The 15,356-nt window shown below is 74.8% G+C and carries 14 protein-coding genes; 13 read left to right on the top strand and 1 reads right to left on the bottom strand.

Features of this window, described 5'->3' with window-relative positions; translation table 11 throughout:
• Nucleotides 1-13 precede the first annotated feature (13 nt).
• From OG802_RS35360 to OG802_RS35330, 7 genes are all read left to right on the top strand, one after another.
• On the top strand, nt 14-709 hold the full coding sequence (locus OG802_RS35360) for an antibiotic biosynthesis monooxygenase family protein (protein ID WP_329417836.1): 696 nt from the start codon (nt 14-16) through the stop codon (nt 707-709).
• Nucleotides 710-816: 107 nt separating this feature from the next.
• Nucleotides 817-1,146: a TcmI family type II polyketide cyclase gene (locus OG802_RS35355; protein ID WP_329417834.1), complete on the top strand. Its 330-nt coding sequence runs from the start codon at nt 817-819 to the stop codon at nt 1,144-1,146.
• A 113-nt stretch (nt 1,147-1,259) separates the two neighbouring features.
• The gene (locus tag OG802_RS35350) at nt 1,260-1,535 is read left to right on the top strand and encodes a phosphopantetheine-binding protein (RefSeq protein WP_329417831.1); all 276 of its coding nucleotides are present in this window, start codon (nt 1,260-1,262) and stop codon (nt 1,533-1,535) included.
• A gap of 15 nt (nt 1,536-1,550) precedes the next feature.
• Nucleotides 1,551-2,336 carry a 3-oxoacyl-ACP reductase FabG gene (gene fabG, locus OG802_RS35345; protein WP_329417827.1) on the top strand — a complete coding sequence of 262 codons (786 nt, stop codon included), beginning with the start codon at nt 1,551-1,553 and terminating at the stop codon, nt 2,334-2,336.
• A gap of 160 nt (nt 2,337-2,496) precedes the next feature.
• Nucleotides 2,497-3,441, top strand: coding sequence for an aromatase/cyclase (locus tag OG802_RS35340; RefSeq protein ID WP_329417825.1), 945 nt, complete (start codon nt 2,497-2,499; stop codon nt 3,439-3,441).
• 1 nt (nt 3,442) lies between these two features.
• Entirely contained in the window at nt 3,443-4,945 is a 1,503-nt protein-coding gene (locus OG802_RS35335; protein WP_329417822.1) for an FAD-dependent oxidoreductase, read from the top strand.
• A 110-nt stretch (nt 4,946-5,055) separates the two neighbouring features.
• Complete coding sequence (locus OG802_RS35330; RefSeq protein ID WP_443055479.1) at nt 5,056-6,555, top strand: FAD-dependent monooxygenase; 1,500 nt, start codon at nt 5,056-5,058, stop codon at nt 6,553-6,555.
• Between the two features lie 122 nt (nt 6,556-6,677).
• Here the strand turns inward: OG802_RS35330 and OG802_RS35325 are convergent, their stop codons facing one another.
• Nucleotides 6,678-7,760 (bottom strand): methyltransferase, encoded by a 1,083-nt coding sequence (locus OG802_RS35325; RefSeq protein WP_329417817.1) that lies wholly within the window; start codon nt 7,758-7,760, stop codon nt 6,678-6,680.
• 566 nt (nt 7,761-8,326) lie between these two features.
• Between OG802_RS35325 and OG802_RS35320 the strand changes: the two genes are divergently transcribed.
• The 6 genes from OG802_RS35320 to OG802_RS35295 are packed head-to-tail and all read left to right on the top strand — an operon-like array spanning nt 8,327 to nt 15,258.
• Entirely contained in the window at nt 8,327-8,656 is a 330-nt protein-coding gene (locus tag OG802_RS35320; protein WP_329417815.1) for a 4Fe-4S ferredoxin, read from the top strand.
• Nucleotides 8,653-10,611 carry a hypothetical protein gene (locus OG802_RS35315; protein WP_329417812.1) on the top strand — a complete coding sequence of 653 codons (1,959 nt, stop codon included), beginning with the start codon at nt 8,653-8,655 and terminating at the stop codon, nt 10,609-10,611. Before OG802_RS35320 ends, OG802_RS35315 begins: the two co-directional genes overlap by 4 nt.
• A gap of 11 nt (nt 10,612-10,622) precedes the next feature.
• Entirely contained in the window at nt 10,623-12,011 is a 1,389-nt protein-coding gene (locus tag OG802_RS35310; RefSeq protein WP_329417809.1) for an amidase, read from the top strand.
• Between the two features lie 27 nt (nt 12,012-12,038).
• Entirely contained in the window at nt 12,039-13,532 is a 1,494-nt protein-coding gene (locus tag OG802_RS35305; RefSeq protein WP_329417806.1) for a glutamine synthetase family protein, read from the top strand.
• Nucleotides 13,533-13,583: 51 nt separating this feature from the next.
• Nucleotides 13,584-14,870, top strand: a complete 1,287-nt coding sequence (gene purB / locus OG802_RS35300; protein WP_329417803.1) for an adenylosuccinate lyase — start codon at nt 13,584-13,586, stop codon at nt 14,868-14,870.
• Entirely contained in the window at nt 14,854-15,258 is a 405-nt protein-coding gene (locus tag OG802_RS35295) for a GNAT family N-acetyltransferase (RefSeq protein ID WP_329417800.1), read from the top strand. Before purB ends, OG802_RS35295 begins: the two co-directional genes overlap by 17 nt.
• The last annotated feature ends 98 nt before the right edge of the window (nt 15,259-15,356 follow it).

The raw sequence follows: 15,356 nt of genomic DNA, 5'->3' as shown, positions 1-15,356 counted from the left end.
AAGCGAAGGAACCATGCCGATCATCTCCACCGAGGACAACTACCTGACCGTCCTCAACCTGTTCACGACCGACACCCCCGAGCACCAGGCCCAGCTGCTCACCGAGATGGGCAAGATCGTCGAGGCGGCGGCCTACGAGGGATGGATCTCCTCCACCGTGCACGCCGGGCAGGACAGCCCCGGCACCGCCAACCTGATCCAGTGGCGCAGCGGCGAGGACCTGGAGAAGCGGTACTCCGGTGAGGAGTTCAGGCACCGCACGCTGCCCGTCTTCCGGGAGATCACCACGGCGATCCGGCTGCTGCAGAACGAGATCGCCTTCACCCAGACCCGCCCGGATCTCGCCGGCCGCATCGAGGTGTCGCCGGACCGCGACGACTACACCGCCATCGAGGTCTTCCGGGTCGGCGAGGCCGACCAGGCCGACCTGATCAAGCTCCTCGGCGAGGACCGGCAGTGGCTGGCGGACGTTCCCGGCTACCGCTCGCACAGCGTCTTCAAGGGGCTGCGCGCCATGTTCGTCGAGGGCGCGTTCGCCGTCGTGTACTCGCAGTGGGACAGCAAGGAGAGCTACGACGCGTTCCACGGCGTGCCCGACGAGCGCAAGCCGCAGGCCCGTCGCGCCAACGAGGAGCGCGTCGCCGAGCTGACGGTCGAGCGCGACTCCAACACCTACCGCGTGGTGCACACCCGCGCCGCGGGCGCGTAGCCGCCGCGCCCCCACCGGGCGGGCGGCCGCCCGGTTCCGCGGCGACCGCGCCGACCGCGCGCACGCGCCCTTGCGACACACGGACCCCTGCCAAGGAGCGAGAACCTATGCACAGCACGCTGATCGTGGCCCGGATGGCGCCCGGTTCGAGTGCGGACGTCGCCAAGCTGTTCGCCGAGTTCGACGCCACGGACATGCCGCACCGCATGGGCACCCGGCGGCGCCAGCTGTTCGCCTTCAACGGCCTGTACTTCCATTTGCAGGACTTCGACGAGGACAACGGCGGCGAACTGATCCAGCGCGCCAAGGACGACCCGCGCTTCGTGCGGATCAGCGACGACCTGAAGCCGTTCATCGAGCCCTACGACCCCGCGACCTGGCGTTCCCCGGCCGACGCCATGGCCCGGCGCTTCTACCGGTGGGAGGCGACCGCCTGAGCGGGCGGCGCGCGCGCCGGGCCGCCCGTCCCCGCCGGCACACCAGGTCACCGTGCCCGCGACCACGAAACAGATCAGCTGGGGCGCCAGCCCCGAGACCGAAGGAAGTACCCATGGCCAGCACGCAGTTCACCCTCGACGACCTCCGGCGGATCCTTCTCGAGGCCGCGGGCGCCGACGAGGACATCGACCTCGGCGGAGACATCCTGGACACCGCGTTCGAGGTGCTCGGCTACGAGTCCATCGCCCTGCTGGAGACCGGCGGCCGCATCGAGCGCGAGTACGGCATCGTCCTGGACGACGACGACCTCAGCGACGAGCTCGCGCCGCGCGACCTGATCGAAGCCGTCAACGCCCAACTGCGCCTGGCCGCCGTCCAGGCCGCCTGAGGGGAGCACACAGCCATGTCCGACACCACCGCGAGGGTCGCCCTCGTCACCGGGGCGACCAGCGGGATCGGCCTCGAGGCCGCCCGCCTGCTGGCCCGGCAGGGCCACCGGGTCTTCATCGGCGCGCGCGACGCCGAGTCCGTGCGGCTCACCGCGAAGGCGCTGCGCGACGAGGGCCTGGACGTCGACGGCTGCCGGCTCGACGTCCGCGACGCCGACTCCGTGAAGGAGTTCGTGCGCAGCGCCGTCGCCGCGTTCGGCACCGTCGACGTCCTCGTCAACAACGCCGGGCGCTCCGGCGGCGGCCCCACCGCCGATCTCACCGACGAGCTGTGGGACGACGTCATCGAGACCAACCTCAACAGCGTCTTCCGGATGACCCGCGAGGTGCTGACCACCGGCGGCATGCGCGGCAAGGACCGCGGCCGGATCATCAACATCGCCTCCACCGCGGGCAAGCAGGGCGTCGTCCTGGGCGCCCCCTACTCGGCCTCCAAGCACGGCGTCGTCGGCTTCACCAAGGCGCTCGGCAACGAGCTGGCCCCGACCGGCATCACCGTCAACGCCGTCTGCCCCGGCTACGTGGAGACGCCGATGGCCCAGCGGGTGCGCCAGGGCTACGCGGCGGCCTACGACACCAGCGAGGACGAGATCCTCGCGAAGTTCCAGGCCAAGATCCCGCTCGGCCGCTACTCCACCCCCCAGGAGGTCGCCGGCCTGGTCGGCTACCTGGCCTCCGACACCGCCGCGTCCATCACGTCCCAGGCCCTCAACGTCTGCGGCGGACTCGGCAACTTCTAGGCCCGTCCCTGCTTCTGGGCCCGTCCCTTGTCCTGGGCCCGTCCCTTGTCCTGGGCCCGTTCCGGGTTCCGGGACCGCCCCGAGTCCGTCCGTCCCACCGCCCGGAGCCCCCGCTCCCCGCCGCCCCGCGCACCGCCGGTACCACCGAGGAGAAGCCGTCATGACGACTCGTGAGGTCGAGCACGAGATCACCATCAACGCGCCCGCCACCGCCGTCTACCGCCTCCTCGCCGAGGTGACCGAGTGGCCGCGGATCTTCCCGCCCACGATTTTCGTCGACCGGGAGGACGGCGGCGCGCACGAGGAGCGCATCCGCATCTGGGCCACCGCCAACGGCGAGCCCAAGACGTGGACCTCGCGCCGCGTCCTGGACCCGCAGGGCCTGCGCATCACCTTCCGCCAGGAGGTGCCGGCGCCGCCGGTCGCCGCCATGGGCGGCACCTGGATCGTGGAGCCGCTCGACGGGGGCGCCTCCCGTGTCCGGCTCCTGCACGACTACCGGGCCGTCGACGACGACGCGCACGACCTGCTGTGGATCGAGCGGGCCGTGGACCGCAACAGCACCAGCGAGCTGGCCGCGCTGAAGGAGAACGTCGAGCGGGTCCACGCCGCCGACGCGCAGGAGCTGACCTTCTCCTTCACCGACACCGTGCGGATCGAGGGCTCGGCCAAGGACGCCTTCGCCTTCGTCAACGAGGCCGGGCGGTGGACCGAGCGGCTTCCGCACGTGGCCCGCGTCCGCTTCGCCGAGGACACCCCCGGGTTGCAGGAGCTGGAGATGGACACGCGGGCCAAGGACGGCTCGACGCACACCACCAAGTCCTACCGGGTCGTCCTCGGCCACCACCGCATCGCCTACAAGCAGGTCACCCTGCCGGCGCTGATGACCCTGCACACCGGGATGTGGACCTTCGAGGAGAGCGCCGACGGGGGCGCGACGGCCGGCTCCCAGCACACCGTCACCCTCAACACCGCCAACATCGCCGCGGTCCTCGGCCCCGACGCCACCGTCGCCGACGCCCGCGCCTACGTGCACAGCGCGCTGAGCACCAACAGCCTCGCCACCCTCGGCCACGCCAAGGAGTACGCGGAGCGGAACCGCTGACATGGCCGCCGCCCCGCACCGGAACCCTCCGCCGGCGCCCACCGGGCCCGCCCGGACGGTCGACACCCAGGTGATCGTCGTCGGCGCGGGCCCCGTCGGTCTGCTCCTCGCCGGTGAACTGGCCCTGCGCGGCATCCAGGTGACGCTCGTCGAGCGACGCCACGGCCCGACCACGCAGTCCCGCGCCTCCACCCTGCACGCCCGCACCATGGAACTGCTCGACAGCCGCGGCCTGCTCGCCGACCTCGGCAGCCCGCCGCGCGAGCCGCGCGGCCACTTCGGCGGCATCCCCCTCGACCTGACGCTGCCCGGCCCCTACCCCGGCCAGTGGAAGGTGCCGCAGGCCAAAACCGAGTCCGTGCTGGAGGAGTGGGCCCTCGGTCTCGGCGCCGACCTGCGGTGCGGGCACACCCTGCACGCCGTGGACGACCGCGGCTCCCACGTCGAGGCGGCCGCCACCGACCGCCACGGCGCCCTCGTCACCCTGCGCGCCGGCCATCTCGTCGCCTGCGACGGCCAGGACTCCACCGTGCGCGCCCTGACCGGCGCCGCCTTCCCCGGCGTCCCGGCCGTCCGCGAGCTGCTGCGCGCCGACGTCGAGGGCATCGACATCCCCAACCGCCGCTTCGAGCGGCTGCCCGGCGGTCTCGCCGTCGCCGCCCGCAACCCGGCCGGCGTGACCCGGGTGATGGTCCACGAGTTCGGCGCCGCGGCCCGCGCCCGCACGGACGACCCGCACTTCGACGAGGTCGCCGCCGCCTGGAAGCGGGTGACCGGCGAGGACATCACCGGCGGCACGCCCCTGTGGGTGAACCACTTCGACGACGAGAACCGGCTGCTGACCCGCTACCGGCACGGCCGGGTGCTGTTCGCCGGGGACGCCGCCCACCGGCAGATGCCCATCGGCGGCCAGGCCCTCAACCTCGGCCTCCAGGACGCCTACAACCTGGGCTGGAAGCTCGCCGCCACCGTCGACGGCGCCGCCCCCGCCGCCCTCCTGGACAGCTACGACACCGAACGCGCCGCGGTGGGCGCGGCCGTCCTCGGCAACATCCGCGCCCAGGCCCTGCTGCTGCTCGGCGGCCCCGAGGCGGAGCCGCTGCGCACGGTCCTCGCCGAACTCGTCGCGGGCGAGGAGGCGCGCGCCCGCCTCGCCGGGATGATCAGCGGTCTCGACGTCCGCTACGACGTCGGCGGCCCCGCGCATCCGCTGCGCGGAGCCCGCCTGCCGTACGCCCGGCTGCGCACCGGCGACATCGTCTGCACCCCGGCCGACCTGCTGCGCTCCGGGCGCGGGCTGCTCCTGGGACTGGACGGGCCGCCGCCGCGCGTGGGCGTCCCCGCCGACCGCGTCGACACGGTGACCGCGCAGGCGGCGCCCGGCTCGCCGCTCGACGGCGCGTCCGCCGTCCTGGTGCGGCCCGACGGCCATGTCGCCTGGGCCGGCGGCCGGGACGGGGACGGGCTCGCCGAGGCCGTCGCCCGGTGGTTCGGGTCCCCCTGAGGCGCCGCCCCGGCCCGCGCCGCGGCCCGCTGCGACGTCGCCGCCCCCCGCCCGCACCGAGCACGGACCACAGTTGAGTGAGAGGGATCCACGACATGCAGGACACCACGATGGACGCCGACGTCATCGTCGTCGGGGCAGGTCCGACCGGGCTGATGCTCGCGGGCGAACTCCGCCTGGGCGGGGCCGAGGTGATCGTCCTCGACAAGCTGGCCGAGCCCACCGGCCAGTCCCGCGGTCTCGGCTTCACCGCCCGCGCCATGGAGGTGTTCGACCAGCGCGGCATCCTCCCCCGCTTCGGGCAGGGCGAGAGCCTGGAGGTCAGTGCCGTCGGCCACTTCGGCGGCGTGCAGTTCGACTTCACCTCCCTGGAGGGCGCGCACTTCGGCGCCCGCGGCATCCCGCAGAGCCAGACCGAGGCGGTCCTCGCCGGATGGGCCGCCGACCTGGGCGCCGTCGTCCACCACGGCCACGAGGTCCTCGCCCTCGCCGACGGCTTCCTGGACGGCGACCACGCCGAGGTCACCGTCGGCACCCCGGACGGCGTGCGGCGCATGCGCGCCCGCTATGTCGTCGGCTGCGACGGCGGCAAGAGCACGGTGCGCAAGCTCGCCGGGATCGGCTTCCCCGGCACCGAGGCGACCCGCGCCATGTTCCTCGCCGACATCACCGGCGTCGATCTCAAGCCCCGCTACCTGGGCGAGACCCTGCCCAACGGCATGGTGATGGCGGCCCCGCTCAAGGAGGGCGTGCACCGCATCATCGTGTGCCCGCACGGGGCCGCCGCGCGCAGCGCCGACGACACGGTCACCTTCGAGGAGGTCGCCAAGGCGTGGGAGCACATCACCGGCGAGGACATCAGCGGCGGCGGCGCCGAATGGGTCAGCTTCTTCAGCGACGCCACCCGCCAGGCCGCCGAGTACCGGCGCGGCCGGGTGCTGCTCGCCGGGGACGCCGCCCACATCCACCTGCCCGCCGGCGGACAGGGGCTGAGCACCGGCGTGCAGGACGCCGCCAACCTCGGCTGGAAGCTCGCCGCCGTCGTCACCGGCCGCGCCGGCGACGCGCTCCTCGACACGTACCACGCCGAGCGCCACCCGGTGGGCCGCCGTCTGCTGATGAACACCCGCGCGCAGGGCATGGTCTTCCTCGGCGGCGACCAGGCCGAGCCGCTGCGCAGCATCCTGACCGAACTCACCGGTCACGACGTGGTCCGCCGTCACCTGGCGGGCGTCGTCTCCCACCTCGACATCCGCTACGACCTCGGCGACGACGGCGACGGGGCGCACCCGCTGCTCGGCCGCCGCCTGGCCAGGACCGCGCTGACCGGGCCCGACGGCCCGACCGACACCTTCCGGCTGCTGCACGCCGGCCGCGGTCTGCTGCTGGACCTCGCCGACGACGCCGTGGTGCGCGAGGCGGCGGCGCCGTGGTCGGGCCGCGTCGACGTCGTCACGGCGACGGCCTCCGCGCCGGACGGCGCGGTGTTCGCGGGCGCCGGGGCGGTGCTGGTGCGCCCCGACGGGCACGTCGCCTGGACCGGGGCCGGGGGCGCCGACGGCCTCGACGCGGCCCTCGCCCGCTGGTTCGGCACGCCCGCCGGGCGCTGACCGGGCCACCGGCCGCACGCGTACGCGACGAGGGGCGCCGCCCGGACCACGGGCGGCGCCCCTCGTCGTCACGGCGGCCCCCTACCTGCGGACCGCTACCGGCGGCCGTTACCGGCGGACCGTTACCGGACGCTCGCCTCGACGACCGAGATCGCCCCCGCGGTCTCCACCACCCGCTCCAGCCGGAAGCCCGCGTCGGCCAGCAGCCCCTTGTACTGCGCGGCGGTGCGCTCCTTGCCGCCCACGAGCAGCATCAGCCACAGGTCGACCAGCTTCGAGGCGTGCGCGGAGTTCGCCTTGTCCGGCACGACCATCTCCATCAGCAGCAGCGTGCCGCCCGGCCGCATCGCGGCCCGGACGTTGCGCAGGATCTCCAGGGCCTTCTCCTCGGGCCAGTCGTGGACGATGTGCTTGAGGACGTAGACGTCCCCGCCCTCGGGCACCGGCCCGAACAGGTCGGCGGCGACCACCTCGCAGCGGTCGGCGACCTGCTGCTCGGCCAGGTACCGCGCCGCGCCGTTCTCCGCCACCCGCGGGTCGGCGAGGATCCCGCGGACGCCCGGCGACTTCCGGAGGATGCCCGCGAGCAGCTCGCCGCGCCCGGCGCAGAAGTCCACGACCGTGCCGAACCGGGAGAAGTCGTAGGCGGCCAGGAGCGGTTCGGTCTCGGTGGCGGACATGGCGCCCATGCCCTTCATGAACACCTCGCCGTACTCCGGCTTGGCCTCCAGGAACTCGAAGGCCGTCATGCCGCGCAGCTTGGGCAGGCTGGGCTCGCCGGAGCGCACCGCGTCGACGAAGTGCGACCAGTCCTCCCAGTGGACGGGGTGGCCCATGAGCACCGCGATGCCGCGCATCGACATCGGGGCGTCCTCCAGGAGCGCCTCCGCCATGGGCGTCAGCGCGAAGCTGCCGTCCTTGCGCTCGGCGAAGATCCCGTTGGAGGCGAGCAGCCGCAGCAGCCGGTGCAGTGTCTCCGGGTGGGCGCCGACCCGTCCGGCGAGCCGCGCGACGGGCAGCGGGCCGTCGCGCAGCGCCTCGGCCACGCGCAGTTCGGCGGCGGCGTAGATGGCCTGGCTGAGCATGGCGCCCTGGACCATTTCGAGCAGCGAGAACGGTGCGGGGGCGAGCTTGCGGGCCAGCCTCTGCAGGGCGGTGCGCACGGCTTCGACGGCTCGGACGACACGGGCGGGCGGCAGCGGCATGGGTTCCTCCGTGTGGTGGGCGGCGAGCGGCCGGGTGGTCCGCCCGCGGCGGGCAGGTCGGCGCGCCCGCGGCCGGGCACGCCCCGGACACGAGGGTCCGGTGGCACGGCCGGGCCACACTCGCGGACGCCTGGAGCCGCACCAGTGCCCTCCGCCGCACGGCGCCGGCGCCAGTGCGGGGGCGGGGCCCGTGCGGGGCTGGGGGCGGAGCCCGTGCCGTGCGGGCGGGGTGCGGGACCGTGGGCGGCGGCCCGCCGGGGCGCACGCCCGGCCGGACGGCCCACCGCGACAGGCGAGCCCGCGCGAACGGGCCACACCCGCCGACCGCCGCGTCGGCGCCCGTGTGCCCCAGGCCCGCGCCTTGCCGCCGCGCCGGCCGGAGGGCGGGCGGGCCGCGGACAGCGATGCCCGACCCGCGCGAGGCCGGGCACGAGCGGCGGAGCCGGGGGCGGGGCAGCTCCAGTCGGTCCCCACTCGCGCTCCGGGGGCAGTCGAGAGGGCGCGGTGACGATGGGCTCCGTCCGTCTCGGCCGTGGCCGAGAAGAGTCCCGGAGGGGGCCACTCCCGTGAAGAAGCTTGCCTCGTCTGCCGCGCTGTCGGAGCGCGCCGAGCGCATCGCCCGGCGTTCGCGCGCCGACAACTGGAAGAAGCCGCCGCGGCGCATCGAGCCGTCCGAGTGCATCACCTGCGACAGCTGCCTGCGCGGCTGTCCCGCGGAGTTCGGCGCCATCTTCGACCGCGGCCTGGACGTGGTGATCGTCCCCGAACTGTGCTCGGGCTGTCCCTCCTGCGTCCTGGAGTGCCCGGTCGACTGCATCTACGTCGACGAGGACTGGACCCCGACCGACGACGCGATGTGGAACCACGTCGAGCTGACCGCCGAGAGTGCCGCATGAAGGAGTCCGCAGGGCGCCCGGAGTCCCGCCGCGCGGTGCAGGCGAGGAAGCGGATCAGCCGCCGCCCCAGCCGGCTCGGCCTCCCGGCCGGGAGCACCGCCACCCCGGACCGCGTCACCGGCGCCGACGCGGGCTTTCCCGGACTGCTCCGGCGTGTCTGGCGGCGCGCGGCCGGGGCGGCCGATCTGCGGTCGGCCGTGGAGGTGCTGCTGACCCTCGACGGGCACGTTCCCGGTGACGTCCAGTTGCGCGCCCTGAACTCCGCCGAGGAGGCGGCCCTCACCGCGCTGTGCGGACTGAGCTGGCGCGACGGCGACGGCGACCGCGACAGTGACAGAGACGGCAGCGGCGGGGACGGCGGCAGCGGCGGGGACGGTGAACCGCCCGCGTTCCGTGGGGAGATCGGCCTCGCGGCCGGCGGCCGTATCGTCGTGCGCACTCCCGACGCCCGTCCCCTCGACCCCCGCGACCTGGTCGGCGGTGTGCGCCGGGTGCCGTGGAGCCGCGCCGTCCTCGCCGCCTACCGGCGGGAACTGGAGCGCGCCCGCGAGCGGCGCGAGGCCTCCGCCGCCGACTGCCGCGCCTGGCTCGCCGGGCAGGGCCCCGAGGGCCGTGACGCGCTCGTCGCGCAGGCCCGGGAGGCGGCCCTGCGCACCGCCCCGTTCGTCCTGTACCAGGAGGACACGCAGTACACGAACTTCCGCGGCCGCAACACGCTGACCGGCAAGACCCTGTGGCCCGGTCACCCCGACTGCGCCCTGAGCGCCCTGCACGGCCTCCCGCTCGACCTGTGGTCGGACCACGACGTCCAGCTCGTCGTCTGCCTCACCCTGCTCATCCGCTCGGCCGGCTTCGGCCGGGTCGAGGAGGCCAACGGCACCCAGCTGACCGTCGATCACGTCGCGTACACGCTGGAGCGGGTGCGTCGCGCCTACAACGCCGTGCCGGGGGGCGAGCCGGTGCCCGCGCCCGCCTCCCACCGCGTCGCCGACCTCGACCGGCTCGCCGTCGCCCTGCGCGAGCGCCGCGGGTCGGTGAGCCGCGACGCCCAGCTGTACCGGGAGATCCACGGGGCGCTCATGCACAAGGTGGAGCGGGTCGCCGGCCCGCCCGGTGCGGCCGCCCGCGCGCGCGAGTCGGCCGTCGTCGAGCATCTGCGCGCCCGGCTGCCGCTGGCCGGCGACACGCTCGCCGGCCTCGGCCGGGACCTGGCCGGCGACCCCGGATGGCTCGCCCGCCCGCACGGCGACTTCGGCACCGGCCTGGAGTCCCTGGTGTACGAGAGCGTGGCCGCGGCCGTCACGGCGTTCGGCGCCGACTTCGCGATGAGCCGCGGGATGCGCTCGCTGCCCGGCCTGGTGCGCGCGCTGCGCGGCGAGAGCTGGGCGGAGATCTGCGACTGGGACATCACCCACTTCTTCTGCTGTGTGGTGCCGCGCCCCGAGGCCGCCGCGCACTTCGGCGGCTCCGAGGCCGCGCTCGCCGACGCCGCCTGGGCGATGTCGTCGCGGATGCAGTACAACTCGTGGCACTTCGTCGCCGGCAACCTGCCCAAGGCGCCCGAGGTGACGGCCCGCGACCACTTCGTGCCGCCCGTCGTCCCGGACGTCGCGTTCTTCTCCGACCAGCACCATCACGGGCACGTCAACAACAACGTGCGGTTCTCGGTGCGTTCCCCGCAGGCCGTCGAGGTCGACGGGCGCCGCTTCGACGGCTTCATGGACCTCAGGCTGCTGCGCTGCGCCGGCGACCCGTTCGGCGAGCAGGACGTGCTCGCCGCGCACCGGGTGTCGGGCTTCGTCGCCCGCGCCACCTCGCTCGCCGCCCGGCTGGTCGCCGCCGGTTCCGGTCTGGAGGTCACCGCGTTCGACTCCGCCTGGCACTGGGCGACCGTCACGGGCCAGGGGCCCGCACGCTCGGACTCGCTGGCCGGCCAGGTCCGCCGAGCGTCCTGAGGGGAGAGCGAATGACCGCCCGCGGCGTCAGCCACACCAGGGAACTCCTGCGGCGGGGCGAGCTGTCCGCCGTCGAGCACACGAGCGCCGTCCTGACCGCCGCGCGCGAGCGGGACACGCTCGACGCGTACGTCGCCGTCGCGGGCGAGGAGGCGCTGCGGGCGGCGGAGCGCGCCGACGCGCGGATCCGCCGGCTCGGCGCCGCCGCCTGGCGGACGCTGCCGCTGCTCGGCGTCACCGTGTCGGTGAAGGACCTGCTCCAGACCCGTGACCTGCCCACCGTGCGGGGCTCGCTGCTGCCCAACGCCCGGCCCCGCGAGGACGCTCCCGCGGTGGCCCGGCTGCGCGCCGCCGGAGCCGTCGTCGTCGGCAAGACCGCCACCTCCGAGTACGGCTGGAGCGCCTCGACGGTCAGCCGGGTCGCCCCGCCCACCCGCAACCCCTACGATCCGCGCCTGACCGCGGGCGGCTCCAGCGGGGGCGCCGCCGCGGCGGTGGCCGCGGGCCTGTGCGACGCCGCCCTGGGCACCGACGGGGCCGGATCGATCCGGATCCCGGCCGCGTTCTGCGGCGTCGTCGGCTACAAGCCCACCCTGGGCCGCATCCCGTACGTCCCCAACAGCGCCGACCGGCTCGCCCACCAGGGCCCCCTGGCCCGTACCGTGGCCGACGCGGCGCTGCTCGGGCGGATCATGTCCGGCCCGCATCCGGCCGACCCCGACTCCGGCCTCGGCTCGCTCGACGCGCCGCGCGCCGACCGCCGCCTCAGGATCGGCTGGATCGACTACGACGGCACCGCCGACGAGGTGCGCCGGGTCGGCGGACAGGCCCGCCTGGCCCTGCTGGGGCAGGGGCATGCGGTCGAGGACGTCGAGGTGCGCTGCGACCGCCTGTACCCGGCGCTCGTCGACCTCCTGGCCGCGTCCGAGGCGGCCGGGGCGCGCCCCGAGGACGACGAGTGGGCCGACCCCGGCCGCCTGGAGGTCATCCGGTACGGGCGCACCCTCACCGGCGCCGACGTGATCCGCGCCGAGGAGGTCCGCCAGGGCCTGCGCGCCACCCTGCGCACCGTCATGGACCGCTACGACGTCCTCGCCATGGCCACCGTGCCCGTCGAGCCGTTCGCCGCCGACGCCGTCGGCCCGCCCTGGGCGGACGATCCGCGCGACCTGCGGTGGCTGGCCTGGGCGCCCGCCTCGTACCCCTTCAACATGACCGGCCAGCCCGCCCTGTCGCTGCCGGCCGGACTCACCCGCTCCGGCCTGCCGGTGGGCCTGCAACTGGTCGGCCCCGTCGGCGGGGACGACCTGGTCCTCTCGCTCGCCGGACGCCTGGAGTCGGATCTCGGCACGCTCGCGCCGCCCGCCGCGCGGGCCCTGGAACCCGCGGCCGCCCGGTAACTCACGCCCGTGGAAAGGACGTTCCCCATGCACGTCAGGTCATGGTCCTCGCCCGCCGCGCAGGACTGCGTCGGGCGGCCCTCGTTCGTGGCCGATCACGGGCTGTGGGACGAGGCCCGCACCGCCGCCGCCGAGCGGATCGAGGCGGGCCTCGGCGAGTTCGACTTCGTCCGCCTCGTCTTCGGCGACCCGCACGGACTGGCCCGCTCCAAGACCCTCACCGCCGCCGCGTTCCGCTCCGTGCTGCGCAACGGCATGAACTTCAGCCCCGGTCCGTTCGTCTTCGACACCGGGCACGCCGTCGCCGTCGACTTCCTCGGCGAGCACGGCATCGGCGTCGACGAGATCGCCGGCGCCGGCAACTTCGTCCTCGTCCCCGACCCGCTCACCTTCCAGCGGCTGCCCGGCGGCGGCGCGCGCACCGCCTGGGTGATCGGCGACGAGTACCTGCGCGACGGCAGTCCGCACCCGCTGTCCTCGCGGGCCGTGCTGCGCCGCGTCGTCGACCGGTACACCGAGCACGGCCTCGGCGCCGTCCTCGGCCTGGAAGTCGAGTGGTACCTGACCCGGCGTCTCGACGACGAGCCCGGCAACACCGGCAACGGCTTCGGGCTCCAGGGGCGGGCGCCGCGCGTGGCGGCCCTGAACGCCGGCTACCAGTTCAACCTCGACGCGCACTACGACACCGTCGCCCCCCTGACCGACCCGCTCGCCCTGCACCTGCTGGCCCTCGGTCTGCCGCTGCGGTCGATGGAGCACGAGTCCGGGCCCGGTCAGGTCGAGACGACGTTCAGCCCGATGTCCGCGCTGGACGCCGCCGACGCCATGCTGCTCTTCCGCACGGTCGCCAAGAGCTGGTGCGCCCGCCGCGGCCACCACGCCTCGTTCATGTCGCAGCCTCTCCTCGACGCCGCCGACCCCAGCGGCTGGCACCTCAACCAGTCGGTCACCGACCTCGCCACGGGCGGCAACCTGTTCGGCGCCGAGGGCCCCTCCGGCGGGCTGCCCCCGCAGGGCAAGGCGTACGCGGAGGGGCTGCTGTCCTGGGCGCGCGAGCTGTGCCTGCTGTCGGTGCCCACCGTCAACGGCTACCGGCGGCTCGCCGCCGAGCACGCCCTCGCGCCCACCCGGCTCGGCTGGAGCCAGGAGGACCGCAGCGCGATGCTGCGCGTCGTCGGCCACGGCGGCGGGGCGCACATCGAGAACCGCATCGGCGAGCCGTGCGCCAACCCGTACCTGAACATCGCCGCGCAGCTCTTCGCGGGACTGGAGGGCCTGACCGGCCAGGCCGCGCCCGCCCCCTCCGACGGCGCCGGTCTGGTGCCGCAGCACCTGGGCGAGGCCCTCGACGCGTTCCGCGCGGGACGGGCCGCCCGGCTGCTCGGCGAGCCGCTCGCCGCCTGCCTGGTCAAGCTGAAGGAGAGCGAGCTGCGCCGCTACGAGGCCTGGTGCGTGCAGGCGGCGCCCGCCTCCGGCCGGGTCACCGAGTGGGAGCAGCGTGAGTACTTCGGCGCCTACTGACCCGCGTCGAGCCCCTGTGCCGTGCCGTTCCACTCCCGACGGAGGCCTCGCATGATCGCCCGTTACACGCTGCCCGAGATGGCGGACCTCTTCAGCGACCGCACCCGCTACGCCACCTGGGTGCGGGTGGAGATCCTCGCCTCGCAGGCGCAGGCCGCCCTCGGCCGCGTCCCGCACGAGGCGGTCGAGGACATGCGCCGCGCCCGGGTCCCGGACCCGGAGCGGGTCGCCGAGATCGAGCGCGAGCGCGACCACGAGGTGCTGTCCTTCCTCGCCGCCTACTGCGAGGACATCCCCGCGTCCTCGGCGCGGTGGGTGCACCTCGGCATGACCAGCTACGACCTCGTCGACACCGCGCTCGGCCACACCCTGGCCCGCGCCGCCGACCTGCTCGCGGACGCGGCCCGGCGGCTGCGCCGGGTGCTGACCACGCGGGCCCTGGAGCACTGGGACACCGTGATGGTGGGCCGCACCCACGGCATGCACGCGGAGCCCACCACCTTCGGGCACAAGCTCGCCGGGCACGCCTTCGCCGTGGACCGCTCGCTGCGCCGGCTCGCCGCCGCCCGCGAGGCCGTCGCCGTCGGCACCGTCTCCGGCTCCGTCGGCACGTACGCGCTGATCGACCCGTACGTCGAGGAGTACGTCTGCGGGGCGCTCGGCCTCGGCGTGGAGCCCGCGCCGAGCCAGGTCGTCGCCCGCGACCGGCACGCCCAGCTCCTCCAGGCCGTGGCCGTCCTGGGCGCGTGCGTGGAGCAGATCGCCCTGGAGCTGCGGCTGTTGCAGCGCACCGAGGTGCGTGAGGTCGAGGAGGCGCGCACCGGCGCCTACCAGGGGTCCAGCGCCATGCCGCACAAGCGCAACCCCACCACGAGCGAGCGGCTGTGCGGGCTGGCCCGTCTGCTGCGCGGTTACGCCGACACCGCGATGGAGAACGTGGCGCTCTGGCACGAGCGCGACCTCGCCCACCAGAGCGTGGAGCGGGTGATCCTGCCGGACAGCCTGAGCGTCGGCCACTTCCAGGTGACCGGGGCCGCCGATCTGGTGGCGTCGCTGACCGTGGACGCCGACCGGATGCGGGCGCACGTCGACCAGACCGACGGCCTCGTCCACAGCTCCGCGGTCCTCGCCGAGCTCCTCGGCGACGGCATGGAGCGCGAGCGCGCGTACCGCAGCGTGCAGGCGGCGGCGAGCCACACCCTGGCGACGGGGGAGCACTTCGGCGCCTCCCTGGCCAAGCAGGGCATCGACCTGGCCGGGCTCGGCCCGGAGCGCTTCCTCACGCACCACGACGTGATCCGCACCCGATTGGAGAAGCTGCATGAGCTGGAAGATTGACCGCGTCGACGGCGCCGCGCTCGACCTGGACGAGGTCCTCGGCGTCTACCGGGCCTCCGGGCTCGGCGAGCGGCGGCCGGTCGGGGACCGGGACCGGTTCGCGGCCATGGTCGAGAACGCCAACCTCGTGCTGGTGGCCCGCGACGACGAGGGCACGCTGCTGGGCATCGTGCGCGCCGTCTCCGACTTCTCCTACGTCACCTACGTGTCCGACATCGCCGTCGTGCGGGACCGCCAGCGTTCCGGCGTCGGCCGCGCGCTGATCGACGCCACGCGCGGCGAGGCGCCCGACGCCAAGCTCGTGCTGCTGTCCGCGCCCGCGGCCGTCGACTACTACCCGCACATCGGCTTCACCCGCCACGACTCGGCCTGGGTCCTCAACCCGTAACACCCGCGCCCCCTGGGGGACCCTGCCCCGTGCGAGGCAGTCGGGGCTGTACCGGGGCTCGACCGCGCTTGCCTAGATTCGGGTCAGGGCGGGGCCCG

Origin of the sequence: Streptomyces sp. NBC_00704, from assembly GCF_036226605.1 — a bacterium.
Classification (GTDB): domain Bacteria; phylum Actinomycetota; class Actinomycetes; order Streptomycetales; family Streptomycetaceae; genus Streptomyces.
The sequence above is the reverse complement of the archived record's forward strand: the minus strand, read 5'-3'. Positions and strand labels throughout refer to the sequence as shown.

Coding starts and splice junctions, on each gene's coding strand:
- OG802_RS35360 (WP_329417836.1), top strand. CDS start 14: ATGCCGATCATCTCCACCGAGGACAACTACCTGACCGTCCTCAACCTG.
- OG802_RS35355 (WP_329417834.1), top strand. CDS start 817: ATGCACAGCACGCTGATCGTGGCCCGGATGGCGCCCGGTTCGAGTGCG.
- OG802_RS35350 (WP_329417831.1), top strand. CDS start 1,260: ATGGCCAGCACGCAGTTCACCCTCGACGACCTCCGGCGGATCCTTCTC.
- fabG (WP_329417827.1), top strand. CDS start 1,551: ATGTCCGACACCACCGCGAGGGTCGCCCTCGTCACCGGGGCGACCAGC.
- OG802_RS35340 (WP_329417825.1), top strand. CDS start 2,497: ATGACGACTCGTGAGGTCGAGCACGAGATCACCATCAACGCGCCCGCC.
- OG802_RS35335 (WP_329417822.1), top strand. CDS start 3,443: ATGGCCGCCGCCCCGCACCGGAACCCTCCGCCGGCGCCCACCGGGCCC.
- OG802_RS35330 (WP_443055479.1), top strand. CDS start 5,056: ATGGACGCCGACGTCATCGTCGTCGGGGCAGGTCCGACCGGGCTGATG.
- OG802_RS35325 (WP_329417817.1), bottom strand. CDS start 7,760: ATGCCGCTGCCGCCCGCCCGTGTCGTCCGAGCCGTCGAAGCCGTGCGC.
- OG802_RS35315 (WP_329417812.1), top strand. CDS start 8,653: ATGAAGGAGTCCGCAGGGCGCCCGGAGTCCCGCCGCGCGGTGCAGGCG.
- OG802_RS35310 (WP_329417809.1), top strand. CDS start 10,623: ATGACCGCCCGCGGCGTCAGCCACACCAGGGAACTCCTGCGGCGGGGC.
- OG802_RS35305 (WP_329417806.1), top strand. CDS start 12,039: ATGCACGTCAGGTCATGGTCCTCGCCCGCCGCGCAGGACTGCGTCGGG.
- purB (WP_329417803.1), top strand. CDS start 13,584: ATGATCGCCCGTTACACGCTGCCCGAGATGGCGGACCTCTTCAGCGAC.
- OG802_RS35295 (WP_329417800.1), top strand. CDS start 14,854: ATGAGCTGGAAGATTGACCGCGTCGACGGCGCCGCGCTCGACCTGGAC.